Source organism: Streptomyces huasconensis (assembly GCF_021028635.1).
GTDB lineage: Bacteria > Actinomycetota > Actinomycetes > Streptomycetales > Streptomycetaceae > Streptomyces > Streptomyces huasconensis.
Genome location: NZ_CP086119.1, coordinates 6,972,064 through 6,996,427, shown reverse-complemented (window position 1 = coordinate 6,996,427; position 24,364 = coordinate 6,972,064). Strand labels below are relative to the sequence as shown.

Sequence of the window (24,364 nt, the reverse complement as noted above, 5' to 3'; positions counted from 1 at the left end):
AACCGATAGCATCCGGAGAAAGCCGCCGTCCCCCGTATCACCGCGCGGCATCATCCGCTACGAAGGTCATCCATGCCCCACAGCCAAACCTCTGCACCTCGCGACGGCATTCTCCAGGGACGCCTTGCTCGCGGAGCATCGCCGTGGCTCCTGCCGACCGTCGCCACCGCGGCACTCAGCCTCGCCCGCGCGCGCCGTTCCAAGGGTGCCGCCGCCGTCGCCGTTCCCGCCACCGCGCTGGCGGCGGGGATGCTGTGGTTCTTCCGCGACCCCGAGCGTGAGATCGCTCAGGGCCGGGTCATCTCCCCCGCCGACGGCGTGGTGCAGAGCATCATGCCGTGGAAGGACGGGCGGACCCGCGTCGCCATCTTCATGAGCCCGTTGAATGTCCACGTCAACCGCGCGCCCCTCGCGGGCACGGTGACGTCCGTGGAGCACATCCCCGGCGGGTTCGTCCCGGCGTTCAACAAGGAGAGCGAGAACAACGAACGCGTTGTCTGGCACTTCGACACCGAGCTGGGCGACATCGAGATGATCCAGATCGCGGGCGCGGTCGCACGGCGCATCGTGCCGTACGTGCCGCAGGGCACGAAGGTGGAGCAGGGCGAGCGGATCGGCCTGATCCGCTTCGGTTCCCGTGTCGACATCTACCTCCCCGAGGGTGTCGAGGTGGACGTCGAGGTCGGTCAGAAGACCGTGGCTGGGGTGACTCGCATTGACCGTGGTTGATCCTGAGACACAGGCGGGCTGGGTGCCGGAAGCCCTGGAGGACGAGGCCGACGAGGAGATGCCTCTCTCGTTGCGCCTCTCAATAGCGGACACCCTCACTCTCGGTAACGCCACGTGCGGGTTCATGGCGGTGTACTTCACCACCACCGGCATCCTCACGCCGTACCTCCAGGGCAGCACCGAGAGCGGCATGGCGCGGCACTCCGCGGCGACCGCCGTGATCCTGATGCTCTGCGCGGCCGTCTTCGACCTCTTCGACGGGCTCGTGGCGCGCAAGCTGCGGTCCTCGCCGATGGGCGCCGAGCTGGACAACCTCTCGGACCTGATCAGCTTCGGCCTGGCGCCGGCGTACTTCGTCCTCGTCTACGGCATGGTCGCGGACGACGCGCACCAGCGGGTGGCGGCCTTGGGCGCGATCGTCGTACTGCTGGCGGTGGTGCTGCGGCTCGCGCGGTTCAGTTGCGTGACGGTGAAGGACGGCACCTTCCAGGGCATGCCCTCGCCCTTCGGGGCGCTCACGGTCGTCTCGATCGTGCTTCTGGAGCTGCCGTTCGTGGCGACGCTCCTGGCGATCCTCGGCACGGCCTGGCTCATGGTCAGCCGCGTCGAGTACCCGAAGCCGCGCGGCCCCCTCGCGGTGGCCATGCTCGCGTGGATCGTGGCGGCCATGGGGCTCCTGGCGGCCTGGGCGTTCGACGCGCCGGGCGGCCAGCTGCTCCTCCAGACCGGCTGTGCCCTTCAGGCGGTCCTCGGCGCGGTGATCCCCCTGTTCGCCACCGCCCGACGGGTGAACAACTTCCGGGGCAACCGCCGCGAGGCCCGCGCCGCGCAGCTGCCGTAGCGGCTGTACCCGGCTTCAGGGGCCCGAACCATTCGGTTCGGGCCCCTTTCGCATGCCGTCAGCCGCCGGGCGTGTAGCCGCGCGCCGCCGGGGCCGCGCCCGGCCCCCGGACCACCTTCATGCCGCCCGTCGCGCCCTTGTCCGGCCGGAGGATCACGCTCTCCCTGCTGGAGGGCGCCTTCGGGTCGGTGAAGTCCTGGCGGACGCCGAAGCCGGAGTCGAAGGCGTCGAGGGTCAGCAGGGCCTTGCCGACGCCGTCCCGCGTGAGGTCCTTGTCCTCGCACGCCTTCTTCAGGGCCTCGCCGAAGACGGAGGCCGCCGTCCAGCCCGCCACCACGCCGTTGTCCAGCGAGTCCTTCGGGTGGGCCTTCTTGTAGTCGGATACGAGCTTCTTGGCCGCCGCCGTGTCCGCGCCGATCGGCAGCGTCGGTGAGGCCACGTAGTAGTTCTTCTCCAGGGCCGGGCCCGCCTGGGTGGCGAGGAGCTGCGGGGCGAACGCCGAGTTGTTGCCGATGACCGGGACGTCGAAGCGGCCGGCCGCGGCGACACCGACCAGGGAGGCCGCCTGGCGGGGGCCCGCGCTGATCACGACGCCCTTGACCCCGGCCTTCTTCAGGGCGGAGACCTGCGCGGTCATGTCGTTGTCCGTCGGCTTGATCTTCTGCTCGACGACCGTGAGGCCCGCCTTCGCCGCCATGTGCCGCGAGCCCTTCAGGGCGCTCTCGCCGTAGTCGCCCTCGAAGTAGACGTGCCCGAGCTTGTCCCCCTTCTTGAGGCCCTTCTCCTTCATCAGGAAGTCGATCGCGTTGATCGTCTCCAGGTCGTACGTCGAGCCGATCACCCGTACGTACGGGCTGCCGAGCAGGTTCGCCGACCAGGCCTGGGGCAGGACGAGGCCCTTGTCGCCGTCGACGCGCTGCTTGACGGCGGCCACGAAGGGCGAGCCGATGAACTGGGCGAAGCCGAGGACCTTCGGCTCCAGCTCGGTGTAGGCGGCGACGGCCTTCTGCGGGTCGTAGCCGTGGTCGCGGACGGTCAGCTTGAGCCGGTGGCCGCAGATGCCGCCGTCGGCGTTGGTCTGGTCGACGTAGAGCTGCTGGGCCTGGGTGACGCTCTTGCCGAGGGTGGCGTAGACGCCGGTCATGTCGGTGAGCACGCCGAGGTCGATGGTCTTGCCGGAGACGCCCTCGCCGGTCTTCACGCCTCCCGCGTTCTTCTCGCCGCCCGTGTCGCCGTCGGTCGCCTTGGAGCTGCACGCGGTGAGCGCGAGCAGCGCGGCGAGAGCGGTGGCGGCCGCCGTGGCCCTGGTGGTTGCGTTCATGCTGTCTCCCCTGGAGTACGTGCGGTGCCTGGAGTGGGTTTGCTGCGCCGGGCGGTGATCCTCACCAGGCCGCCGGGCAGGAAGAGCACCACCGCGACGACGGCGGCGCCGTACAGGTACCGGGACGCCTCGCCCGGTGAGATCCCGCCCGCGCCCGGTGCCGAGACGAGCGGCAGCGCGTCGCTGTAGCGGGTCAGCAGCTGCGGCAGGAGGGAGACGAGGGCCGCGCCCGCGACGGCCCCGGAGACCGAGCCGAGGCCGCCGATGACGATCATGGCGAGGTACTCCAGGGAGAGCGTCATCCCGAAGTAGTCCGGCACCGTGCGCTGGAAGACCAGGGCCAGCAGCACCCCGGCGAGGCCCGCGTACATCGACGACAGGACGAAGACCCCGGCGCGGTAGCGGGCCACCGGCACGCCGATGACACCGGCGGCGACGCGGTGGTCGCGGATGGCGTTCATGGCGCGCCCCGGACGGCCGCGCAGCACGCCCCGGGCGAAGAGCCCGCAGGCCAGGAGCAGCACGAGACCGGCGTACCAGAGCTTCTCCGCGGAGCCGAAGGGCACGGCGGCGACGACGGCCTCGCGCTCGTCGAAGGTGAGGCCGAAGAGGCTCAGGGGCGGCACGTCGCGCCCGTTGGAGCCGCCGGTCAGGTCGTGGGCGTTGAACAGCACGTGCTGTCCGATGAAGATCAGGGCGAGGGTGGCGATACCGAGGTAGGCGCCGCGCAGCCGTCCGGCGATGGGGCTGAAGACGCCGCCCGCGAGCCCGGCGAGGGCCACCGCGAGCGCGGCGGCGAGCCACGTCGGCAGCCCGAGCCCGGTCAGGCCGTCGCCGCCGTCCCCCGCGAGGACGCAGTAGCCGTACGCGCCGACGGCGAGGAAGAAGGCGTGGCCCATGGAGAGCTGGCCGGTGGCGCCGGTGAGGAGGTTGATGCCGATGGCGCCGATCGCGGCGGCCATGGCGAAGAGGCCCGCCTGGAGCCAGAAGCGGTCGAGGTAGAAGGGGAGGGCGAGCAGCACCACGGCCGCGGCCGCCCAGACGCATGTGCGGCGGATGTCAGACACGGGCGAGCTCCTTCGTGCCGAAGAGCCCGGCGGGCCGGATCAGCAGGATCACGGTCATGACGAGGTAGGGCGCGAGGTCCCCGAGGCCGCGTCCGAGGAACGTCAGTTCGCTCTGGTAGCCGGTGGCGAGGGACTCGGTGACGCCGACGACGAGGCCGCCGACCAGGGCGCCCGTGGTGGAGTCCAGGCCGCCGAGGATCGCGGCGGGGAACGCCTTCAGGGCGGCCAGCGAGGTGGCGCGCTCCAGGCCCGGTGTCGGGAAGACGGTCAGGAACAGCGCGGCGACGGCGGCGAGCGCCCCGGCCACCGCCCAGGCGCCCAGGGAGACGCGGCCGAGCCGTACGCCCATCAGCGCGGCGGTCTCCGGGCTCTCGGCGGCGGCGCGCATGGCCACGCCCCAGGAGGTGTAGCGGAAGGCCAGCAGGAAGACGGTGATGAGCAGGGCGGCCGCGACGAACGCGGCGATGCGGGTGTGGGCGAGGGAGATCGGGCCGAGGGTCAGCACGTCGTCGCCCCAGGGGTCGCCGAGCGGCAGGACGTCGGTGCCGAGGCGCCGGGTCAGCTCGGTGGTGAGCAGGATGTCGACGCCGATGGTGACGATGGCGAGGACGCTGTGGTCGGCGCCCCGGTAGCGCCGCATGACGAGGAACTCCACGGCGGCCCCGACGACGGCCGCGCCCGCGACGCCGACGAGCAGCGCCGGCCAGAAGCCGAGGTCGTCGTGGAGGGAGGCGGTGATGTAGCCGCCCGCGAGGAGCAGCGAGGCGTGGGCGAAGTTGACCACCTCGGTGGCGCGGAAGATGACGACGAAGCCGAGCGCGATGAGCGCGTAGACGGAGCCCATGGAGAGTCCGTTGAGGAGAAGCTCGGTGAAGGTGGTCATGGGCGGGTGTCCCCCTCCCCCAGGTAGGCGCGGATGACGGCCGGGTCGTTCTGTACGTCGGCGGGGGCGCCGTCGGCGATGCGGCGCCCGAAGTCGAGTACGGTCACGGCGTCGGCGAGCCGCATCACCACCCCCATGTCGTGTTCGACCAGGACGATCGAGATGCCGAGGCTGTCGCGGACGCCCGCGATGACGGCGGCCGTGCGGCGCCGCTCGTCGCCGGTCATGCCGGCGACGGGTTCGTCGAGGAGCAGCAGGCGTGGCTCCATGCACAGGGCGCGGGCCAGTTCGGCGAGTTTCTGCTGTCCGTAGGGCAAGGAGCCCGCGGGCTGGTCGAGGTGGCGTTCCAGGCCGACGAACGCGGCGATCTCGCGGACGCGTTCACGGTGCAGGCGCTCCTCGCGGGCCGCCGAGGGGAGCCGGAGCCCGGCGGCGAGGAAGCCGGTGCGGGTCAGGCGGTGGCGGCCGAGCAGCAGGCTGTCGGCGACCGTGGCGCGCGGCGGCAGGGCGAGGTTCTGGAAGATGCGGGCGACGCCGAGTCCGGCGATGTCGTGCGGGCGCAGGGCGGTCAGCTCGTGCTCCCCGAAGCGGACGCTGCCGCTGGAGGCGCGGTAGACGCCGGACAGGACGTTGAAGCAGGTGGACTTGCCCGCGCCGTTGGGTCCGATGACGGCGTGCACGGTGCCGGGGCGGACGGTGAAGCTGACGGCGTCCAGAGCGGTGAGCCCCGCGAAGCGGACGGTCAGCTCGCGCACTTCCAGCGGGGGTACGGTCTCCGCGGTCACCGTCCGGCCTCCCAGCGCGGCAGGGCCGGCAGCGCGCCGAGGCCTTGGCCGGCGTCGGCCGCCGCGTCCTGGTCGACCACGCCGAGGTAGCGGCGGCGTACCTCGTCGGAGGCGGCCAGTTCGTCGGCGGGGCCGGACAGGGCGACCTCGCCGACGTCGAGGACGTACGCGTGGGAGGCGAGCCGCAGGGCGAGCGCGGCGTTCTGCTCGACGAGCAGTACGGAGGTGCCCTGGGCGTTGATCTCCCGGATGGTGTCGGCGATGCGGGCGGCCATCAGCGGCGCGAGGCCGAGGGAGGGTTCGTCGAGGAGCAGCAGGCGCGGGGCGGCCATGAGCGCCCTGCCCACGGCGAGCATCTGCTGTTCACCGCCGGAGAGCAGTCCGGCGCGCTGGGCGCCACGCTCGGCGAGGACCGGGAAGAGTTCGTGGACGCGGCGCAGGGCGTCGGCCTTGGCGGCGCGCGACCCGGTCGAGCCGAGCGCCCCGGCGCGCAGGTTGTCGGCGACGGTCATGCGGGCGAACACCTGTCTGCCTTCCGGAACGTGCGAGACCCCGGCGGCGACGACCCGGTCCGGCGCGAGGCCGTCCAGGCGGGTGCCGCCGAAGTGGATGCCGCCCGAGGTGAGCGCCCCGCCCTGGAAGGCGAGGGTGCGGGAGACGGCGCGCAGCAGCGTCGACTTGCCCGCGCCGTTGCCGCCGAGCACGGCGACGACGGTGCCGTCCGGCACGTCGAGCGAGACCCGGCGCAGGGCGCGTACGGGGCCGTAACCGACCGACACCTCCCGTACGACGAGTCCGGAGCCGCCGGAATATCGCATTCCGGAACCTCGTATGTCGGAACCACCCACGTACCAGCCCTCCAGGTCCCGCACGGCCCGTCCGCCGTCGCGTGGCGCTCACCCCAGCACCGCGGGGACGGGCCCGTCCACGGGCAGCGGGCGAAACGCTGCGGGGGACCAGCGGCGGCGGTCCGCCGTTGTGCACGCGCACAAGACCGCGTGTCAGGGGCCTGCGGGAGGGGGGCGGCCCGTGGCATCCTCCGCACCATCGACGTCCTGGAGCGCGATGATGGGGGTTCCGTGAGCGGGTCCACGAACGGCCGACGGCCGCGCACCGGCCACGACTGGCGGCTCCTCAAGGAGGCGTGCACGGCCCTGCTGCCACGGGTTCCCGAGCTGGTCGACGAGCACCTGCGGCAACTGTCCGAGTTTTCCCCGGTGTTCGGACGCGTCCTGCCGTACGACGTGCACTGGCGCGAGGCCGAGGAAGCCATGCGAATCGGCATCGAGGCGATCTCGGCGCCCCGGGCCTCACCGCGCCTCGACCTGGAGTACGCGGAGGAGTCGGGGCGGCGGCGCGCGCAACAGGGTCTGCCGCTGGACCTGTTGGTGCACTCGTACCGCAACGCGGGCTACCTGGTGTGGGATTCGCTGCTGGAGGGGGTGGCGGGCAAGGACCCGGAGAAGCTGGCGGTCCTGATGCGTTCGGCGACGATGGTGTGGTCGGCGGTGGACGCGCAGGCGGCGGTCGCGTCCGACGCGTACCGGGCCACCGAGCTGGAGTTGCGGCGGCGCACCGACGAGCAGTTGCAGGCGCTGCTGGACGCGCTCCTGGAGGGGCGGCAGGCGCCGGGCCTCGCGGCGCGCGCGGCGGCCGGGCTCGACCTGCCCGAGCACGGCCCGTACGCGGTGGTGGTGCTGCGCGCGGAGCGGCGCGACGGCCGTGAGGCCTTCCACCGGCAGATCCAGCGGCCGGGGTTCCGCTTCGTCTGGCGGATGCGGACGGACTGCGAGGTGGGCGTGGTCGCGCTCGGCGCCGATGAGGGGCTCGACGGCCTCGCCCGGCTGCTCGACGGGCGGTGTCCGGGCCCCGGTGGCATCAGCCCCGTGGTGGACGGCCTCGCCGACCTCGGCCACGCGCGGCGCCTGGCGGAACTGGCGCTGCGCACGTGTCCCCCGGACGCGACCGGCATCGTACGCCTGGACCAGCGGATGCCGACGGCCCTGGTGGTGAGCCAGCCGGAGCTGGCCGGGCGGCTGGTCACGGAGGTGCTCGGGGAGGTCCTCGCGCTGGAGCCGGCGGACCGCGCGGTCCTGCTGGAGACCCTCGACGCGTGGCTGGCGTGCGAGGGCTCGGCGGGACGGGCGGCCGGCCGCCTCTACTGCCACCGCAACACGGTCTTCAACCGCCTGCGCCGCCTGGAACAGCTGACGTCGAGGTCGCTGGCGAGACCGAGGGACCTGGTGGAGGTGGCGTTGGCGGTGGAGGCGCACAGGCTGTCACCGGGGTGAGGGGGGCGCGGGAGACCTGGCGGGGGCGCCCCGCAAGGGGCGCGGGGAACTGCGCGAGCAACCCAAACACACCCGCACCCGGCCTTCAGACGCCCCGCACACAGACGCCCCATTAGGGGCGCGAGGAACTGCGCGAGCAACCAACCCCACACCCGCACCCCGCAACGGCCCCCGGACCGGCAAACGCCTCCCGGAACCCGCCCAGGCCCTACGCCAAGTAGTCCCGCCCCAGCCTCGCCGCCAGCTCCTCCAGAATCGGCCCGGCCTCGGCGATGCACCGCGCCACATCCGGCTCAATGTCGGTCAACGCGTACGCACGCCGAATCCCCGCCTTGCCGAGGGCCTGAGCCGGCAGCGCGAGGCGCCCGCAGACCGCGACGACCTCGACGCCCGCGGCGCGGGCCGCCGCGGCCACCCCGGCGGGCGCCTTGCCGTGCAGGGTCTGTTCGTCGAGCGAGCCCTCACCGGTGATCACGAGGGTGGCCCGCTCCAGCGCGGGCGCGAAGCCGAGCACGTCGAGCATGACCTCGATGCCGGGCCGGAAGCCCGCCCCGAGGCCGACGAGCGCGCCGTACCCGATGCCGCCCGCGGCGCCCGCGCCCGGCGACTGCGCGTACTCCGCGGCCTTGGGGCCGATGGACTTCTCCAGGACCGCGGCGAAGTGGGCGAGCGCCTCGTCCAGCGCGGCGACGTCCTCGGGGGTCGCGCCCTTCTGCGGCCCGTACACGGCCGGGGCGCCCTTCGGCCCGGTCAGCGGGTTGTCGACGTCGCTGGCGAGGACGATCTCGACGTCCTTCAGGCGCGGGTCGAGGCCCGACAGGTCGGCGGTGGCCAGTTCCTTCAGCGGACCGCCGCCCGGCGCGACGGGCGCGCCGTCCGCGTCGAGGAAGCGGGCGCCGAGCGCGGCCAGCATGCCCGCGCCGCCGTCGGTCGTGGCGCTGCCGCCGACGCCGAAGACGATGGTGCGGGCCCCCGCGTCGAGCGCGGCGCGGATCAGCTCGCCGGAGCCGTACGTCGTGGCGGTGAGCGGCGCGAAGACGCCCTCCGGGAGCAGCTGGAGGCCCGAGGCCTCCGCCATCTCCACCACGGCGGTGCCGTCCTTGAGGGCGTACGCCGCCGTCACCTGGTCGCCGAGCGGTCCGGTGACGGTGACGTCCCGGCGCTCGAAGCCGCCCGCGACGGCCGCGGCGACCGTGCCGTCCCCGCCGTCGGCGACCGGCAGCGCCTCGACCGGCACCTCGGGGGCGACGGCGCGCAGCCCGGCCGTCACCCGCTCAGCGACCTGCACGGCCGTGAGCGAACCCTTGAACTTGTCCGCGGCGATGAGCACGTGCCGCGCCTGCTCGCGCCGCACCTGCTGCCCGCGTCCCGCCGTCCCTGCAGCGTCCGCCACCTTGCATTCCCCTTGCTTCCGGCCTTGCTCGCGGCAAGGCAGTCGCGCCGCTGCGACCATAACCGCAGGAGGGGCCCCCTGCCCATGGCCGCCTGCGGAGCGGGACGCCACACCCCGCCGGAAAACCTCCCTATTTCATCATTTACCCGGTCTCCGACCCGCAGAAATGATCGATCAGTCCCGGTCGGGCGAACGGTCCGGCGTTACCCTTCCCCGATGACCACTCAGGACTACGCCACGTACATAGCGGGCCTCCCCCGCGTCCTGACCGGGGCCGCCGCGCTCTTCCGGGACGCGGAGGGCCGGGTCCTGCTCGTCGAGCCCAACTACCGCGAGGGCTGGGCGCTGCCCGGCGGGACGGTCGAGTCGGACAGCGGGGAGACGCCGCGCCAGGGGGCGCGCAGGGAGACGCTGGAGGAGATCGGCCTCGACGTGCCGCTCGGGCGGCTGCTCGCCGTGGACTGGGTGCCGCCCGGCCCGCTGCATCCGCGTCCGCCGCTGGTGGCGTACCTGTACGACGGCGGGGTGCTCGACGCGGAGCAGCTGAAGTCGATCAGGCTCCAGGAGGAGGAGTTGCTCTCCTGGCGGCTGGTGGCCCGTGAGGACGTCGCGGGGCTGCTGCTGGGCGCGACGGCCCGCCGGGTCGAGGCCGCGCTCGACGCGCTGGCGCGCGGTGACGGCCCGGCCGAGCTGGAGGACGGGCACCGGGTCGGCTGACGCCCGGCGCCCGGCCGCCCGGCGGCCCCGGCCCAGAAGCCCGGCTTCAGAAGAGGGCGTCCGCGCCGCCGCCCACGCCCACGCCGCCGCCCTCGAAGGCCAGCAGTTGCTTCTTGCGGTCGAGTCCGCCGCCGTATCCGGTGAGGTTGCCGTTGGCGCCGACGACGCGGTGGCAGGGGACGATGACGCTGATCGGGTTCTTGCCGTTGGCGAGGCCGACAGCGCGGGAGGCGCCGGGCTTGCCGAGGAGTTCGGCGAGTTCGCCGTACGTACGGATCTCCCCGTAGGGGATGCGCAGCAGCTCGTCCCAGACCAGGCGCTGGAACGGCGTGCCGTCCAGGCGCAGCGGCAGGTCGAATTCCTTCAACTCCCCCGCGAAATAGGCTTCGAGCTGGCTGATCGCCTCGCCGAAGGGCGCCGGGTCGCGCTCGCCGAACGTCTCCTGCGCCGGCCGGTGGCGCTGGTCGGACATGTACAGGCCGCTGAGGACGCCGTCGGTGGCGACGAGCGTGAGCGGCCCGTAGGGGCTGTCGAGGACGGTGTGCAGTCGTTCCATGGTGATGTCCCTTTACGCGGCGGGGAGGTGGTTGATCGGGTGGTCGTCGGTGGCCCACAGGTACTGCACGGCGTACGCCCGCCAGGGCCGCCAGGCGGCGGCGCGCGCGGTGAGCGCGGCGGGGGTGTGCGGCAGGCCCAGCCGCCGGGCGGTGCGCCGGATGCCGAGGTCGGAGGGGAGGAAGGCGTCGGGGTCGCCGAGCGCGCGCATGGCGATGATCTCGACCGTCCAGGGGCCGAAGCCGGGGAGTTCGGCGAGCCGGGCGCGGGCCTCGTCCCAGCCGCTCTCCGCGCCGAGCCGGAGGCTGCCGTCGGCGAGGTGGCGTACGAGCGTGGTCAGGGTGGTGCGGCGGCTGCGGGGCAGGGCGAGCGCCTCGGGGTCGAGCGCGGCGAGGGCCGCCGGGCTCGGGAAGAGGTGGGTGAGGCCCCCCTCGGGCTCCGGGTCCTCGATGGGGGTGCCGTGCGCGGTGACGAGGCGCGCGGCGTGGGTGCGGGCGGCGGCCGTGGAGACCTGCTGGCCGAGGACGGCGCGCACGGCGAACTCGGCCTCGTCGACGGTACGGGGCACCCGCCGCCCCGGGGCCTTGTCGACGAGCGGCGCGAGCAGCGGGTCGTCACGCAGCCGCCCGTCCACGGCGGCCGGGTCGGCGTCCAGGTCGAGCATGCGGCGGCAGCGGCTGATGGCGATGGTCAGGTCGCGCAGGTCGGTGAGGCTCAGCCGGCAGCCGATGTGGGTGGGGTGCGGGGTGAGGGCGACGACGCCGTGGCCGTAGGGCAGGCTCAGGGTCCTGCGGTACGCGCCGTCGCGCCACTCCTCGACACCCGGGACGCCGGTCGCGATGAGGTGGCCGAAGAGGTTGTCGGGGTTGAGCGGGGCGCGGAACGGCAGCCGCAGGGAGAGGGCCCCGGACGTCGCGGTGGGCTCCCCCGCGGCCTGCTTGGGTGCGCGGGCGCGCAGCTCCCCGGGGGCGAGCGCGAAGACCTCACGGACGGTGTCGTTGAAGGTGCGGATCGAGGAGAACCCCGCGGCGAAGGCGATCTCCGCCATGGGCAGGGCGGTCGTCTCGATGAGCAGCCGCGCGGTCTGGGCCCGCTGGGCGCGGGCGAGCGCCAGTGGTCCCGCGCCCAGCTCGGCGAGGAGCTGGCGCTCCACCTGACGGGCGCTGTAGCCGAGGCGGGTGGCGAGGCCGGGGACGCCTTCGCGGTCCACGACGCCGTCGCCGATGAGACGCATGGCGCGGGCGACCAGGTCGGCCCGCTGGTTCCACTCGGGCGAGCCCGGTGTGCTGTCCGGGCGGCACCGCTTGCAGGCCCGGAAGCCGGCCTGCTGGCAGGCGGCGGCGCTCGGGTAGAAGGTCATGTTCTCGGCCTTGGGCGGCACGACCGGACAGCTGGGACGGCAGTAGATGCGGGTGGTGACGACGGCCGTGAAGAACCAGCCGTCGAAGCGGGCGTCCTTCGACTGAACGGCACGTACACAGCGCTCGGTGTCGGTGTGCATGCGCTCAAGCATCGCGGATCTCCCCGGGCGGCACTGGCGAGAATCCGACATCAACCTCGCGCGGCCGGGGCCGTCCCGCTAACAACCGTGCGCGGCCGCCGCCGCGGCGAACGCGTCGTAGGCGGCCTGGTCGAAGAGGACGAACCGCACCTCGTCGAAGAGCGCGGGGTCGGCGGCCTCCCGGACCGTGCGCACGGCGATGCGGGCCGCGTCGTCGAGCGGCCAGCCGTAGACCCCGGTGGAGATCGCCGGGAAGGCGACGGTGCGCGCGCCCACCTCGGCCGCGACGCGCAGGGCCTCGCGGTGGCAGGAGGCGAGCAGCTCTGAGCGGTCCTCGGTGGCGGACCACACGGGGCCCACGGTGTGGATGACGTGCGCGGCGTGGAGGCGGCCGGCGGTGGTGGCGACGGCCTGGCCCGTGGGCAGGCCCTTGCCGTGGTGCGAGGCGCGCAGGCGCCGGCAGTCGGCGAGGATCTCGGGGCCGCCGCGCCGGTGGATGGCGCCGTCGACCCCGCCACCGCCGAGGAGGGAGGAGTTGGCGGCGTTGACGATGGCGTCGGCGTGCTGTGCCGTGATGTCGCCGAGGACGAGGGTGATGGGTACGGCCGCGTGCTTCTCCTCGTTCATCCGTCGGCCCTCAGCCGCTTCCAGACGGCCTTGGCGGCGTTGTGCCCGGACATGCCGTGGACGCCGGGGCCCGGGGGTGTGGCGGAGGAGCAGATGAAGACCGCCGGGTGTTTCGTCGCGTACGGGAACAGGGAGAGCTTGGGGCGCAGCAGCAGCTGGAGTCCGCTGGCGGCGCCGCAGGCGATGTCTCCGCCCACATAGTTGGCGTTGCGTGCGGCGAGTTCGGGCGGGCCGGACGTGGCGCGCGCCAGGACGCGGTCGCGGAAGCCGGGCGCGAACCGCTCCAGCTGCCGTTCGATCGCGTCGGTGAGGTCGCCGTCCCAGCCGTTCGGCACGTGGCCGTACGCCCAGAAGACGTGCTTGCCCTCGGGGGCCCGCGTGGGGTCGGCGACGCTGGGCTGGACGGTGATCAGGAACGGCGGGTCCGGCGCGCGTCCCTCGCGGGAGGCGGCGTGCAGCGCGGCGCCGATCTCGGCCCGGTCCGCGGCGACCTGCACGGTCCCGGCGGACCGCGCCTCCTCTGCGGTCCAGGGGACGGGGCCGTCCAGGGCGTAGTCGACCTTGAAGACGCCGGCGCCGTACCGATACCCGGCATAGGTGCTGCCGAGGTCCGCGATGCGGGCGAGCGCGGTCGGCGAGGTGTCGAAGACGTAGGCGCGCGCGGGCGGCAGGTCGTCGAGCCGCTTGACCTCGAAGTCCGTGTGGACGGAGCCGCCCAGATCTTTCAGGTACGCGGTGAGCGCGTCGGAGATGGACTGGGAGCCGCCCCGGGCGACCGGCCAGCCGCGGGCGTGCGCGGCCAGCGCGAAGACCATGCCGACGCCGCTGGTGACGATGCCGTCGAGCGGGGCCATGACGTGGGCGACGAGACCCGCGAACAGGGTGCGGGCCCGGTCGTCGTGGAAGCGGCGCATCAGCCACGTCGAGGGGGGCAGGCCCGCGAGGCCGAAGCGGGCGAGGGTGACGGGATCGCGCGGCAGCGAACTGAGCGGCAGGGACATGAAGTCCCGCAGCAGGACGTCCCACTTCGGGAGGAAGGGCTCCACCAGGCGTCGGTACGTCCCCGCGTCCCGGGGGCCGAAGGAGGCGGCGGTCTCGGCGACCGAGCGGGCCAGCACGGCGGCGCTGCCGTCCAGGAAGGGGTGCGCCATGGGCAGCCGGGCGTGCAGCCACTTCAAGCCGTACCGCTCCAGGGGCATGGCGCGGAACGCCGGGGAGTTGACGCCCAGCGGGTGGGCGGCCGAGCAGGGGTCGTGACGGAAGCCGGGGAGCGTCAGCTCTTCGGTGCGCGCGCCGCCCCCCACGGTGCTCCTGGCCTCGAAGACGGCCACGGAGAAGCCGCGGCGGGCCAGCTCTACGGCGGCGGTCAGGCCGTTCGGCCCCGCTCCCACGACGACGGCATCAAGCATCGACGGCACCTTCGGACTCCTTCGTCAGCCGATGGCCACTGCCGCCCAGGATAGGCGGCGGCACCGACAGCGCCGCCGCCGCGGTGGCCCCTCGCGGGCCGCGGGCTCAGACCTCGCTCGTGAGGAGGTCCACCACGCGCCGGGCCGTGGCCGCGTCGCGCGCCGCGGTGAACGGCAGGGCGTTCCCCCCGGCCGTACGGAACCGCTCACCCGTCAGGGTCAGGGCGGCGCCGCCCGCCTCGGCGACGAGCAGCAGTCCCGCCGCGTGGTCCCAGGCCAGCTCCCACGAGAACGCGACGGCGTCCAACTCGCCCCGGGCCACGGCGAGATACTCCAGGCCCGCCGATCCGCACGGCCTCGGCCGTACGCCGTCCACGCGCAGGCCGAGCAGCGCCCGCTTCTGGTCCTCGGTGGTGAAGTCGGGGTGCGAGGTGGCCACTTCGAGGTCCCGCCCCGGCTCGGGCGACCCGGCGGTCAGCCGCTGTCCGTTCAGCCAGGCGCCCTTGCCGCGCACGGCCACGGCGAACTGGTCCAGCGCGGGTGCGTACGTCCAGGAGGCCTGGACCTCTCCGTCGACCGCGAGGGCGACGAGCATGCAGAAGCCGGGGTCGCCGTGCACGAACTGCCTCGTCCCGTCGACCGGGTCGACGATCCACACGGGCGCGTCCCCGCGTATGGCCTCGTACGTCGTGGGGTCGGCGTGCACCGCTTCCTCGCCCACGACGACGGAGCCCGGCAGGAGGGCGGGCAGGTCGACGGTCAGCTGCTCCTCCGCGCGGCGGTCGGCGACGGTCACCACGTCGTGCGGGCCGCTCTTCTCCACGATGTCGCCTGCGGCGAGCTGCCGGAAGCGGGGGGTCACCTCGGCGGCCGCGACCTTCCGCAGGGCTTCTTCCACGTCACGTACGCCGTACGTCAAGAACTCATCGATCATCCCCCCATGAGAGCACGCCGCAAGGACATCCTGTCCGCCCCCCAGATGACCACCCCCTGAACAGGCCTCGCCCTGGGGTCCCCCTGCCCAGCCGCGAACGGTTACCCGGCGGTATCCCCTACCCCGCCGCTCCGCGCCGGACGTCTCCCACCCACCCGCCCGTCAACTGGGGTCGAGAGGGCTAGGTAGGGGCGGGGGGGGAGGGTGGCTCCGCGTCGAGATGGATGGGCTGGGGGCGGGCCCGGGGCGACCGTTACCCGCGCCGAGACGCTGTGTTAGGGGCCGGGGGGGGAGGGTGAATCCGCCTCGAGACGCTGCGGCAGGGGCTCGCCGACCCGAGGGAGCAGCAAGCGGCGACGGCCCGCAGGCGCCCAGCGACCGAGGGCGGTATGGGCCGACGACGGCCCGCAGGCGCCCAGCGGCCTGAGGGGGCATGGGCCGACGACGGCCCGCAGGCGCCCAGCGGCCTGAGGGGGCATGGGCCGCCGACGGCCCGCAGGCGCCCAGCGGCCTGAGGGGGCATGGGCCGCCGACGGCCCGCAGTCGCCCACGCACCGGAGGGGACGTGGGGGTATGTGCGCGCGGAGCACAGCGGTGGTCATGACGGCCCCGAAGCAGCAAAGGGCCCGCGCCAAGATGGCGAGCACGGACATACCCCCGCGGCCCGCCCCACAGACACACCCCAGGCGAACCGACCGCAGCCGCCTCGACCCCGCCCCACAGACGAACCCCAGGCGCCCACCCGCACCCCCCACACCCCCGCCCCAACCCCTCACCGCCCCACCGCATACCCCTGCATCCCCCGGGGATTGGCCGCCCCCGACAGCACCCCGCTCCCCGGATCTCGCGCCACCGCACACAACCGCCCCTCCGACCACGCACCCCCCACCAGCACGTCATGCCCCCGCCGCCGCAGCTCGGCCACCACCTCCGGAGCCATCCGCGACTCCACGGTCAGGCTCCCGGCCCGCATCCCCCGCGGATGGAAGGACCCCGGAAAGCCGTCCGTATGCCAGTTGGGCGCGTCGATCGCGCCCTGCAGGTCCAGGCCACCCCGGACCGCGGTCCGCAGCACCACCCCCAGGAAGAAGTGCACCTGCCACTGATCCTGCTGATCACCCCCGGGCGTGCCGAAGGCCATGACGGGAACGCCGTCCCGCAGCGCCAGAGACGGAGTCAAGGTGGTCCGCGGCCGCCTCCCGGGCGTGAGCGAGTTCGGCAGCCCTTCTTCCAGCCACGCCATCTGAAGCCGCGTACCCAGAGGGAACCCGAGTTCCGGCACCACGGGGTTGGACTGGAGCCACCCCCCGCTGGGCGTCGCGGAGAGCATGTTGCCCCAGCGGTCGACGACGTCCAGGTGGCAGGTGTCCCCCCGCGTCCCTCCGTCCCCGGCCACGGTCGGCTCCCCGCCCCCGACCGCCGCACCCCCCACCGTGTCGAAGCCGCCCCCACCCCCCGCGGCCACCGCGACCGCATGCGCGGCCAGCCGCGGCTCGCGCCCACCGGGCGACCCGGGCCGCAGCTCGTACGAGGCCTCGTCCCCGATCAGCTTCCGCCGCCGCGCGTTGTACTCCTCGGAGAGCAGCTCACGTATCGGCACAGAACCGGCGGAGCCCCCCGCGTCGCCGTACCAGGCCTCCCGATCCGCCATGGCCAACTTGCAGCCCTCGACGAGGAGATGGACGTACTCGGCGGACCCGTACGCGGGCATCTCCGCGACGTCGCGGGGCAGGAGCGCGAGCTGCTGGAGGAAGACGGGGCCCTGGCTCCAGGCCCCGGCCTTGCACAGGGTCCAGCCGTTCCAGTCGTACGTGACCGGGTCCTCGTAGAACGCGGACCACCCCCGCAGATCCTCCGCCGAGAGCGTCCCGACGTGCCGCTCCCCGCTCGTGTCCAGGGTGGGCCGTCCGGCCTGCCGCACGAGCGCCTCGGCTATGAAGCCGGTCCGCCACACCTCCCGGGCGGCCTCGATCTGCGCGACCCGCAGCCGCTCCCCCGCCTCGCCTCTCCCCACGTCGCCCGCACACGCCTCCGCCAGCAACCTCCGCCACGTCGCCGCCAACGCCGGGTTCCGCAACAACTCGCCCGTACGCGGCGGTTCATCCCCACCCGGCCCCCCGCGGAGATAGACCTCCGCGGAGGACGGCCACTCCTCCTCGAAGAGCCGCCGCACCGTCTCCACGGTCTCGCCGACGCGCTCGACGGGGGCGTGCCCGTCCTCCGCGTACCCGATGGCGTACTTGAGGACGTCCGCGAGGGACTTCGTGCCGTGGTCCCGCAGCAGCAGCATCCACGCGTCGAAGGCGCCGGGCACGGCGGCGGCGAGCGGTCCCGTGCCGGGGACGAGGTCGAGCCCGAGGGACCGGTAGTGGGCCACGGTGGCGCCCGCGGGGGCGGGCCCTTGACCGCAGAGCACGCGTACGTCGCCGCGGGCGGGCGCGAGGATGATCGGGACCTCGCCGGCGGGCCCGTTGAGGTGGGGCTCGACGACGTGCAGGACGAACCCGGCGGCGACCGCGGCGTCGAAGGCGTTGCCTCCGTCCTCCAGGACGGCCATCGCGGACTGCGAGGCGAGCCAGTGGGTGGACGACACCATGCCGAAGGTGCCTTGCAGCGTGGGACGCGTCGTGAACATACGGCCTCTCACCTCGTCGCTTCCGCGTCGCTCCCGGCAGGTTCCGATCAAGAACGACTGGCCGCCGGGCAGGCCGCCCGGCGGCCAGAACCATAACGAGACGAGACGGAAGTAGACGAGACGGAAGAGGACGAGACGGAAGAGGACGAGACCCAGACGCCGGACGCTGAAGTGCCGCCCCCTCCCTCACCCGTTGCCGAAAGCCACCTTCTGGACGTCGTCAGGACCGTCGAACCGGTCCGTCGACGCGCCCGACAGCTTCTGGACGAGGGAGTCTTCCGCGCCGTTGTCCCTGGCCAGGCTGACCAGGTCGTCACGGCTTGCGGGGTACTGGGCACCCTTGAGCGCCTTCTGGAGGTCGATCGGACTGACGTCGGCCACAGCGGTCTCCTTGCCATCGGGGAGGCGGGAACTCCTTGCGGACGCATCGTGCACACAGGGGGCGAGGACCCGCACGTCGACGGCACGCCTCCGGCGGACCCGAGGTCACCCGAACGGCAGGAGCAACCGAACCGTTCACCACGATGTCCGATTTACCCCTTCCATCCGGGGGTATCCGATACGACATGATCACTATTGGGGTCGAGGAAGAGTACTTGCTGCTCGATCCGGACACGTGCCTGCCGGTACCGCTCGGGGACCAAGTGCGGGCGGCGGCCGGACTGGGGCCGATCGCCGAGGACAGCGAACTGCAGCCGGAACTGCTCCAGGCGCAGGTGGAGGTCGCCACGCCGATCTGCACCGACCTGGAGGAGGTCGGCGGCCACCTGCTGCGGCTGCGGCACGCGCTCGGCGCGGCGGCGGAGCGCAGCGGCTGCCGGATCGCCGCCTGTGCGACGGCCCCGTACCGGACGGCGGCTCCCGTGCCGGTGACCCGCAAGGCCCGCTACTTGGCGATGCGCTCCCAGGCTCCGCAGCTCGTGGCCGAGCAGCTCGTGAATGGCATGCACGTGCACGCGGCCGTGCCGGATCAGGAGATGGGCGTCGCCATCCTGAACCGCATCCGCGTCTGGCTGCCGGCGCTGGTGGCCATGTCCGCGAACTCGCCCCTGTGGGACGGCCACGACACCGGCTTCGCGAGCTGGCGCACGGTGGTGTTCGGCCGCTGGCCGGTCAGCGGGCCGCCTCCCCGCTTCGCCTCGCTCGCCGACCACGAGAGCAGAATCCGCACCCTGCTGGACACCGGCATCATCAGCGACACCGGCCAGCTGTACTGGCAGGCCCGGCTCTCCGACCGCTACTCCACGGTCGAGGTGCGCTGCACGGACGTCCAGCTGCGCGCCGACTCGGCGGTCATGTTCGCCGGGATCGTACGGGCGCTGGTGGCCACGGCCATACGCGAGGAGAAGGCGGGCGCTCCGCTCCCGGAGTGCACGCCGGAGCTGCTGCAGGCGGCGAACTGGCACGCGGCCCGGCACGGCCTCAGCGGCACGCTGATCGATCCGGCCGGGCAGCCACGGCGGGCCGGTGACGTGCTGTGCATGCTGCTCGACCACGTCACGCCCGCCCTGGACGAGGCGGACGACACCCGCGAGGTGACCTCGCTGATGCACCGCCTGCTCCAGGAGGGCACCTCGGCGGACCGTCAGCGCCGCGCGCTGGCCGACGGCGGCCTGCCCGCCCTCGTCGAGCTGATCACCGGCGAGACGGTCGCCCCGTGAGGCCGTACCGAGCCTTGCCGCGGCCCCGAGGGTTTCAGACGCCACCGGGCGCGGGACCAGCGGGACCGGGGTGATTCCGTACGCAGTCCGCAGCCCCTCCCCCGAACGCCGCCCGAGCCGGAGCAGCACCCCCATGCGCATCCCCGCGATCCACCCCCCACACCTCATGAAGCAGAAACCGCCCCCCGGCCTCACCCTCGATCCCGACCCGAGCACCCACCACAGCACCGACCCCAGCGCCAACCCCGACTCCGACCTCGGCGTCGTGATCGCCACCCGCAACCGCGCCGACAGCCTGGTCCGCACCCTGCGGCACCTGCTCGACCTGCCCGAACGCCCTGAGATCCTGGTCGTCGACAACGCCTCCACGGACGACACACGTTCCCGCCTCGCCCGCGACTTCCCCGAGGTCCAGGTGGTGGCCCTGCCGCGCAACCGGGGCGCCCTGGCCCGCACCGACGGCGTGCGTGCCCTGCGCACCCGGTACGTGGCCTTCAGCGACGACGACTCCTGGTGGGCGCCCGGCGCCCTGAAGCAGGCGGCCGAGCTGATGGACGCCTACCCCCGCCTCGGCCTGGTCTCCGCCCGCACGCTGGTGGGGCCCGACGAGGGGCCCGACCCGCTCAACGACGTCCTCGCCACGTCGCCGCTCGGCCCGGCGGGCGACCTGCCGGGCACGCAGGTCCTCGGCTTCCTGGCCTGCGCCTCCGTGGTCCGCCGCAGCGCCTACCTGGAGGTGGGCGGCTTCCACCCGCTGCTGTTCTTCGGCGGCGAGGAGACCCTCCTCGCCTATGACCTCGCCGCACACGGCTGGGGCGTGACGCACTGCCCGGACGTGGTCGCCCACCACCACCCGGACCCGGCCCCGCGCGGCGGCCGCCCGGCCAGGCTGCGCCGCAACGAACTCCTCACCCTGTGGCTGCGCCGCCCCCTGCCGCACGCCGTGGCCCGCACCCGCCGGCTGGCCGCCGAGGCCCGCCGCGATCCGGCCGCCCGCCAGGCCCTGCGGCAGACGCTCGCACGGCTGCCGGCCGCGCTGCGCGCCCGCCGCCCCCTCCCCCCGCATCTCGAACAAGCCGCCCGCACCCTGGACGGAGCACCGGCATGACCGACCCCCGCACCACCGTCGTCGTCATCACCCACAACCGCCGCCCCGAGCTGCTGCGCACCCTCGACCGGCTGGCGGAGCTGCCCGAAGAGCCGGAGGTGATCGTCGTCGACAACGCCTCCACCGACGGCACGGCGGACGCCGTCGCCCGCCACCACCCGTCGGTGCGGCTGCTGCGCCCCGGCCGCAACCTCGGGGCGGTCGGCCGCAATCTCGCCGTACGTGAGGTCCGTACTCCCTACGTGGCGTTCTGCGACGACGACTCCTGGTGGGCGCCCGGCTCGCTGTCCGGCGCCGCCGACCTCCTCGACCGCCACCCCGCGCTCGCCACCGTCACGGCGCGCATCCTGGTCGAGCCGGGGGGCACCGAGGACCCGATCACCGAGGAGCTGCGCGACTCCCCTGTTCCCGGGCCCCGTTGGCTGCCCGGGCCCGCCCTCGGCTCCTTCCTCGCCGCGGCGACCGTGCTGCGCGCCGACGCCTTCCGCGCCGCGGGCGGTTTCCACCCCCGGCTGTGGCTGGGCGGCGAGGAGGAGCTGCTCGCCGCGGACCTGGCGGCGGCCGGCTGGTGGCTGGTGTACGCCGACCACCTGACGATCCATCATCACCCTTCCCGCGTACGGGACGCGACGCTCCGCCGGGCCCACGGCATCCGCAACACCCTGTGGTTCACCTGGCTGCGGCGTCCGGCGCGGCCCGCCCTGCGCCGGACCGTGCACCTGGCCCGCACGGTTCCGCGTGACCTCGTCTCCGTACGGGCCTTCGCGGAAGCCGCGGCCGCTCTGCCGTGGGTGGTGCGCGAACGCCGGGTGCTGCCCCGGGCGGCGGAGGCGCGGCTGCGGGCCCTGGAGGAGGCGCAGCGGCACTCGTCCGCCCGCCGGTACGTCGGCTGAGGCGTCGGCCGTGGACGCCGGCGGTCAGTCGAGTCCTCGGGCCCGCTTGAACCGCCGCAGCCCTTCGGCCAGTTCGAGCAGCGGCTCGGGGTAGCCGTGGCGCGCCCGCTCCTCTGCCGACAGTTTCCACGGCTCATGGACCGCGGCGCCCGGCACCTCACGCAGCTCCGGCACCCAGCGGCGTACGTAGGCGCCGTCGGGGTCGTACCGCTTGCCCTGGAGCACGGGGTTGAGGACGCGGTTGGGGCGGCTGTCCGTGCCGGTCCCGGCCATCCACTGCCAGTTGAGCTGGTTGTTGGCCAGGTCCCCGTCGACCAGCAGGCGCTGGAAGTGGCGGGCGCCCACCCGCCAGTCGACGTACAGGGTCTTCGTCAGGAAGCTCGCGGTGAGCAGCCTGCCGCGGTTGTGCATCCAGCCCTCGTGCAGGAGCTGGCGCATGGCGGCGTCGACGATCGGATATCCGGTGCGCCCCTCCTGCCACGCCCGGACGTCCTCCGCCGCCGAGTCCGCCGAGTCCGCCGAGTCCGCCGAGTCCGCTGGGTCCGGTGAGCGCCAGCGGTCGCCGCGGGTGCGGTAGTCGGCCGTCGCCGCCCGGGGCCTGGCCGCGAGCACCTGGTGGTGGAAGTCCCGCCAGCACAGCTGCCGGACGAAGTCCTCGGCGCCGGGGGTCGCCCGGGCGCGGGCGCGGTGGACGAGTTCGACCGGGGACAGGGTGCCGAAGTGCAGGTGGGGCGAGAGCTTCGAGGTGGCGTCGTCCGCGAGGGCGTCGTGGCGTTCGCCGTACCGGTCGATTCCGTCCCGCAGCCAGGCGTTGCACCGCGCCCGGCCCTCGCTCTCGCCGCCGCGCGGGAGCCCCGGCGAGAGGCCGGTGAGGTCCTCGCGCGCGAGAAGCGGATGCGAGCGGACGTGGTCGGGGACGCGCACAGCGCGCGGGGCGCTGAGGACGGCCCGCGGGCCGCACCCGGACCAGCGGCGGAAGTACGGGCCGAAGACGGCGAAGTGGTCCGAGCCCGCGGGGGTCACCTCGCCGGGCGGGACGGCGGTGATCACGGCGTCGTGGACGTGCAGGCGGCGGCCGTCCGCCGCCAGTGCCTCGCGCAGCCGCCGCTCGCGGTCGTGCGCGTACCGGCTGACGCCTGCCGCCAGGTGGAGGTCGGCGGCGTCCGCTTCCGCCATGACGGCGCGCACCTGTTCGACGAGGTCGCCGCCGCGCACCACCAGGCGCCCGCCGCGGTCGCGCAGCCGCCGGTCCAGGTCGGCGAGGCAGTCGGCGAGGAACGCCTTCCGGTTCGGCCCGGCGAAGCCGATGTCCTCGATGGCCCGGTCGAGGGCGAAGAGCGGCACCACCGCGTCCGCCCCGGTGAGTGCAGCGCGCAGCGGCGGATGGTCGTGCACCCGCAGGTCGGAGGTGAACAGGACAATGGAGGTGTTCATCGCGCCGCTCCGGCGGGAGAACGGCCGCTCGCCCCACTTCTCGCGCTCCCGCCGTCTTCCCGCGCCGCCTCCCGCGCCGCGGCCCGGGCGATGTTGCGGGCCATGCCGCCGAAGACGACGGCGTGGAACGGCGAGACGCTCCACCAGTAGGCGTGGCCGAGCAGTCCGTGCGGGTGGAAGAGCGCGCGCTGCCGGTAGCACGTGCGGCCCTCCGCGTCCTGGCCGGCCCGCATCTCCAGCCAGGCGAGACCGGGCAGCCGCATCTCCGCCCGCAGCCGCAGCAGCCGCCCCGGCTCGATCTCCTCGACCCGCCAGAAATCCAGCGAGTCGCCCACCCGCAGCCGTGCCGCGTCCCGGCGGCCCCGGCGCAGCCCTACGCCGCCGAGCGCGCGGTCCAGCCAGCCCCGCACGGCCCAGGCCAGCGGGAAGGAGTACCAGCCGTTCTCCCCGCCGATGCCCTCGATGATCCGCCACAGGGCTTCGGGCGAGGCGTCGACGGTGATCTGGCGCCGGTCGGTGTAGAGGCTGCCGCCCGCCCAGTCGGGGTCGGTCGGCAGGGGGTCGCTCGGCGCGCCGGGCAGCGCCGCCGACGACCAGCGGGTGGCGACCTGTGCCTCCTTGACCCGCTGGAGGGCCAGTGCGAGCGCCTCGTCGAAGGGGATGGGGGCGCCGGGCGGGTCGGGCACGTACCGCGCGATGTCGTGTTCGTGGCAGACCACTTCGTGCCGCAGGGACTCGGCGAGGGGCCGGGCGAGGCCGCGCGGGACCGGGGTGACGAGGCCGATCCAGAGGCTGGAGAGGCCGGGGCTCAGCATGGGCACGCGCACGATGAGGCGGCGCGGCAGGGCGGCGACCACCGCGTACCGCCGCATCATCTCCTCGTACGTGATGACGTCGGGGCCGCCGATGTCGAAGGCGCGGTTCACCTCGGGCGGCATGCGCGCGCTGCCGACGAGGTAGCGCAGGACGTCGCGTACGGCGATGGGCTGGATGCGGGTGCCGACCCAGCTCGGCGTGACCATGACCGGCAGCCGTTCGGTGAGGTGGCGGAGCATCTCGAAGGAGGCGGAACCGGAGCCGATCACGACGGCCGCGCGCAGGACGGTGGCGGGGACCTCCGCGCGCAGGAAGATCTCCCCGACCTCCGCCCGGGAACGCAGGTGGGCGGAGAGTTCGCGGGGCGGCACGCCCGACGGAGTGAGGCCGCCGAGGTACACGACGCGCCGTACCCCGGCGGCGCGGGCCTGGTCGGCGAAGGTCTCGGCGGCCTTCCTGTCGGTGTCCTCGAAGCCGTTGCCGGTGCCGAGGGCGTGCACCAGGTAGTACGCGACGTCGACGCCGCGCAACGCCCCGGCCAGCGAGGAAGCGTCGGTGACGTCGCCTCGTACCACCTCGGTGCGGGGCGTCCAGGGGTGGTCGCGGAGCTTCTCGGGGGTGCGGGCCAGGCAGCGTACGCGGTATCCGGCGGCCAGGAGTTCGGGGACGAGGCGGCCGCCGATGTAGCCCGTCGCCCCCGTCACCAGGACGCGCGGTCCCGGCGCGCCGCCCGGTGCCGCGTGCCCGCTCATCGCCTGCTCCAT

The 24,364-nt window shown here is 73.9% G+C and carries 22 protein-coding genes and 1 pseudogene; 7 read left to right on the top strand and 16 right to left on the bottom strand.

The window, feature by feature from the left end:
* Nucleotides 1-72 precede the first annotated feature (72 nt).
* Nucleotides 73-729, top strand: coding sequence for a phosphatidylserine decarboxylase (locus J2N69_RS31250; protein WP_078593758.1), 657 nt, complete (start codon nucleotides 73-75; stop codon nucleotides 727-729).
* Entirely contained in the window at nucleotides 716-1,570 is an 855-nt protein-coding gene (gene pssA / locus J2N69_RS31245; protein WP_127911760.1) for a CDP-diacylglycerol--serine O-phosphatidyltransferase, read from the top strand. Before J2N69_RS31250 ends, pssA begins: the two co-directional genes overlap by 14 nt.
* 58 nt (nucleotides 1,571-1,628) lie before the next feature.
* On the opposite strand, the gene J2N69_RS31240 is transcribed toward pssA, so the two are convergent.
* From J2N69_RS31240 to J2N69_RS31220, 6 genes and pseudogenes are all read right to left on the bottom strand, one after another.
* Complete coding sequence (locus J2N69_RS31240) at nucleotides 1,629-2,891, bottom strand: ABC transporter substrate-binding protein (protein WP_230903699.1); 1,263 nt, start codon at nucleotides 2,889-2,891, stop codon at nucleotides 1,629-1,631.
* Nucleotides 2,888-3,958, bottom strand: a complete 1,071-nt coding sequence (locus J2N69_RS31235; protein WP_230903698.1) for a branched-chain amino acid ABC transporter permease — start codon at nucleotides 3,956-3,958, stop codon at nucleotides 2,888-2,890. Before J2N69_RS31235 ends, J2N69_RS31240 begins: the two co-directional genes overlap by 4 nt.
* Nucleotides 3,951-4,841 (bottom strand): branched-chain amino acid ABC transporter permease, encoded by an 891-nt coding sequence (locus J2N69_RS31230; RefSeq protein ID WP_230903697.1) that lies wholly within the window; start codon nucleotides 4,839-4,841, stop codon nucleotides 3,951-3,953. Before J2N69_RS31230 ends, J2N69_RS31235 begins: the two co-directional genes overlap by 8 nt.
* The gene (locus J2N69_RS36860) at nucleotides 4,838-4,966 is read right to left on the bottom strand and encodes an ABC transporter ATP-binding protein C-terminal domain-containing protein (RefSeq protein ID WP_443049330.1); all 129 of its coding nucleotides are present in this window, start codon (nucleotides 4,964-4,966) and stop codon (nucleotides 4,838-4,840) included. The genes J2N69_RS31230 and J2N69_RS36860 overlap by 4 nt, the downstream gene beginning before the upstream one ends.
* 165 nt (nucleotides 4,967-5,131) lie before the next feature.
* Nucleotides 5,132-5,596, bottom strand: a pseudogene (locus tag J2N69_RS36855) (ABC transporter ATP-binding protein); the annotation flags it as partial.
* A 26-nt stretch (nucleotides 5,597-5,622) separates the two neighbouring features.
* Nucleotides 5,623-6,444, bottom strand: coding sequence for an ABC transporter ATP-binding protein (locus tag J2N69_RS31220; protein ID WP_230903695.1), 822 nt, complete (start codon nucleotides 6,442-6,444; stop codon nucleotides 5,623-5,625).
* Between the two features lie 261 nt (nucleotides 6,445-6,705).
* On the opposite strand from J2N69_RS31220, the gene J2N69_RS31215 reads away from it, so the two are divergent.
* On the top strand, nucleotides 6,706-7,917 hold the full coding sequence (locus J2N69_RS31215) for an RsbRD N-terminal domain-containing protein (RefSeq protein WP_230903694.1): 1,212 nt from the start codon (nucleotides 6,706-6,708) through the stop codon (nucleotides 7,915-7,917).
* A gap of 208 nt (nucleotides 7,918-8,125) precedes the next feature.
* Here J2N69_RS31215 and J2N69_RS31210 read toward each other — a convergent pair whose 3' ends face one another.
* Nucleotides 8,126-9,247 (bottom strand): glycerate kinase, encoded by a 1,122-nt coding sequence (locus J2N69_RS31210; protein ID WP_230904948.1) that lies wholly within the window; start codon nucleotides 9,245-9,247, stop codon nucleotides 8,126-8,128.
* Between the two features lie 279 nt (nucleotides 9,248-9,526).
* On the opposite strand from J2N69_RS31210, the gene J2N69_RS31205 reads away from it, so the two are divergent.
* Nucleotides 9,527-10,027 carry an NUDIX domain-containing protein gene (locus tag J2N69_RS31205; RefSeq protein ID WP_230903693.1) on the top strand — a complete coding sequence of 167 codons (501 nt, stop codon included), beginning with the start codon at nucleotides 9,527-9,529 and terminating at the stop codon, nucleotides 10,025-10,027.
* A gap of 46 nt (nucleotides 10,028-10,073) precedes the next feature.
* On the opposite strand, the gene J2N69_RS31200 is transcribed toward J2N69_RS31205, so the two are convergent.
* The 7 genes from J2N69_RS31200 to J2N69_RS31170 all read right to left on the bottom strand — a co-directional run bounded on the left by J2N69_RS31200 (nucleotide 10,074) and on the right by J2N69_RS31170 (nucleotide 18,069).
* Nucleotides 10,074-10,583 (bottom strand): methylated-DNA--[protein]-cysteine S-methyltransferase, encoded by a 510-nt coding sequence (locus tag J2N69_RS31200; protein ID WP_230903692.1) that lies wholly within the window; start codon nucleotides 10,581-10,583, stop codon nucleotides 10,074-10,076.
* A 12-nt stretch (nucleotides 10,584-10,595) separates the two neighbouring features.
* Nucleotides 10,596-12,083: an AlkA N-terminal domain-containing protein gene (locus J2N69_RS31195; protein WP_230904947.1), complete on the bottom strand. Its 1,488-nt coding sequence runs from the start codon at nucleotides 12,081-12,083 to the stop codon at nucleotides 10,596-10,598.
* Between the two features lie 78 nt (nucleotides 12,084-12,161).
* On the bottom strand, nucleotides 12,162-12,710 hold the full coding sequence (locus tag J2N69_RS31190; protein ID WP_230903691.1) for an O-acetyl-ADP-ribose deacetylase: 549 nt from the start codon (nucleotides 12,708-12,710) through the stop codon (nucleotides 12,162-12,164).
* Nucleotides 12,707-14,119: a phytoene desaturase family protein gene (locus tag J2N69_RS31185; protein ID WP_230903690.1), complete on the bottom strand. Its 1,413-nt coding sequence runs from the start codon at nucleotides 14,117-14,119 to the stop codon at nucleotides 12,707-12,709. The genes J2N69_RS31190 and J2N69_RS31185 overlap by 4 nt, the downstream gene beginning before the upstream one ends.
* Nucleotides 14,120-14,225: 106 nt before the next feature.
* Nucleotides 14,226-15,053, bottom strand: a complete 828-nt coding sequence (locus tag J2N69_RS31180) for an inositol monophosphatase family protein (protein ID WP_230903689.1) — start codon at nucleotides 15,051-15,053, stop codon at nucleotides 14,226-14,228.
* Between the two features lie 772 nt (nucleotides 15,054-15,825).
* Nucleotides 15,826-17,688: a gamma-glutamyltransferase family protein gene (locus J2N69_RS31175; protein WP_230903688.1), complete on the bottom strand. Its 1,863-nt coding sequence runs from the start codon at nucleotides 17,686-17,688 to the stop codon at nucleotides 15,826-15,828.
* A gap of 186 nt (nucleotides 17,689-17,874) precedes the next feature.
* Nucleotides 17,875-18,069 carry a DUF2795 domain-containing protein gene (locus J2N69_RS31170; RefSeq protein ID WP_230903687.1) on the bottom strand — a complete coding sequence of 65 codons (195 nt, stop codon included), beginning with the start codon at nucleotides 18,067-18,069 and terminating at the stop codon, nucleotides 17,875-17,877.
* Between the two features lie 185 nt (nucleotides 18,070-18,254).
* On the opposite strand from J2N69_RS31170, the gene J2N69_RS31165 reads away from it, so the two are divergent.
* From J2N69_RS31165 to J2N69_RS31155, 3 genes are all read left to right on the top strand, one after another.
* The gene (locus tag J2N69_RS31165; RefSeq protein WP_230903686.1) at nucleotides 18,255-19,349 is read left to right on the top strand and encodes a carboxylate-amine ligase; all 1,095 of its coding nucleotides are present in this window, start codon (nucleotides 18,255-18,257) and stop codon (nucleotides 19,347-19,349) included.
* A 133-nt stretch (nucleotides 19,350-19,482) separates the two neighbouring features.
* Nucleotides 19,483-20,457: a glycosyltransferase family 2 protein gene (locus tag J2N69_RS31160; protein ID WP_230903685.1), complete on the top strand. Its 975-nt coding sequence runs from the start codon at nucleotides 19,483-19,485 to the stop codon at nucleotides 20,455-20,457.
* Nucleotides 20,454-21,350, top strand: a complete 897-nt coding sequence (locus J2N69_RS31155; protein WP_230903684.1) for a glycosyltransferase family 2 protein — start codon at nucleotides 20,454-20,456, stop codon at nucleotides 21,348-21,350. Before J2N69_RS31160 ends, J2N69_RS31155 begins: the two co-directional genes overlap by 4 nt.
* 24 nt (nucleotides 21,351-21,374) lie before the next feature.
* Here J2N69_RS31155 and J2N69_RS31150 read toward each other — a convergent pair whose 3' ends face one another.
* The gene (locus J2N69_RS31150; RefSeq protein ID WP_230903683.1) at nucleotides 21,375-22,784 is read right to left on the bottom strand and encodes a cryptochrome/photolyase family protein; all 1,410 of its coding nucleotides are present in this window, start codon (nucleotides 22,782-22,784) and stop codon (nucleotides 21,375-21,377) included.
* Entirely contained in the window at nucleotides 22,781-24,352 is a 1,572-nt protein-coding gene (locus J2N69_RS31145) for an SDR family oxidoreductase (RefSeq protein WP_230903682.1), read from the bottom strand. The genes J2N69_RS31150 and J2N69_RS31145 overlap by 4 nt, the downstream gene beginning before the upstream one ends.
* Between the last annotated feature and the right edge of the window lie 12 nt (nucleotides 24,353-24,364).

What these genes read in the sequence shown, in the direction of transcription:
- J2N69_RS31155 (WP_230903684.1), top strand. Translation starts at nt 20,454, where the DNA reads ATGACCGACCCCCGCACCACCGTCGTCGTCATCACCCACAACCGCCGC.
- J2N69_RS36860 (WP_443049330.1), bottom strand. Translation starts at nt 4,966, where the DNA reads ATGCGGCTCGCCGACGCCGTGACCGTACTCGACTTCGGGCGCCGCATC.
- J2N69_RS31195 (WP_230904947.1), bottom strand. Translation starts at nt 12,083, where the DNA reads ATGCACACCGACACCGAGCGCTGTGTACGTGCCGTTCAGTCGAAGGAC.
- J2N69_RS31220 (WP_230903695.1), bottom strand. Translation starts at nt 6,444, where the DNA reads ATGCGATATTCCGGCGGCTCCGGACTCGTCGTACGGGAGGTGTCGGTC.
- J2N69_RS31250 (WP_078593758.1), top strand. Translation starts at nt 73, where the DNA reads ATGCCCCACAGCCAAACCTCTGCACCTCGCGACGGCATTCTCCAGGGA.
- J2N69_RS31240 (WP_230903699.1), bottom strand. Translation starts at nt 2,891, where the DNA reads ATGAACGCAACCACCAGGGCCACGGCGGCCGCCACCGCTCTCGCCGCG.
- J2N69_RS31180 (WP_230903689.1), bottom strand. Translation starts at nt 15,053, where the DNA reads ATGATCGATGAGTTCTTGACGTACGGCGTACGTGACGTGGAAGAAGCC.
- J2N69_RS31230 (WP_230903697.1), bottom strand. Translation starts at nt 4,841, where the DNA reads ATGACCACCTTCACCGAGCTTCTCCTCAACGGACTCTCCATGGGCTCC.
- J2N69_RS31175 (WP_230903688.1), bottom strand. Translation starts at nt 17,688, where the DNA reads ATGTTCACGACGCGTCCCACGCTGCAAGGCACCTTCGGCATGGTGTCG.
- J2N69_RS31190 (WP_230903691.1), bottom strand. Translation starts at nt 12,710, where the DNA reads ATGAACGAGGAGAAGCACGCGGCCGTACCCATCACCCTCGTCCTCGGC.
- J2N69_RS31160 (WP_230903685.1), top strand. Translation starts at nt 19,483, where the DNA reads ATGCGCATCCCCGCGATCCACCCCCCACACCTCATGAAGCAGAAACCG.
- J2N69_RS31165 (WP_230903686.1), top strand. Translation starts at nt 18,255, where the DNA reads ATGATCACTATTGGGGTCGAGGAAGAGTACTTGCTGCTCGATCCGGAC.
- J2N69_RS31200 (WP_230903692.1), bottom strand. Translation starts at nt 10,583, where the DNA reads ATGGAACGACTGCACACCGTCCTCGACAGCCCCTACGGGCCGCTCACG.
- J2N69_RS31185 (WP_230903690.1), bottom strand. Translation starts at nt 14,119, where the DNA reads ATGCTTGATGCCGTCGTCGTGGGAGCGGGGCCGAACGGCCTGACCGCC.
- J2N69_RS31145 (WP_230903682.1), bottom strand. Translation starts at nt 24,352, where the DNA reads ATGAGCGGGCACGCGGCACCGGGCGGCGCGCCGGGACCGCGCGTCCTG.
- J2N69_RS31150 (WP_230903683.1), bottom strand. Translation starts at nt 22,784, where the DNA reads ATGAACACCTCCATTGTCCTGTTCACCTCCGACCTGCGGGTGCACGAC.
- J2N69_RS31205 (WP_230903693.1), top strand. Translation starts at nt 9,527, where the DNA reads ATGACCACTCAGGACTACGCCACGTACATAGCGGGCCTCCCCCGCGTC.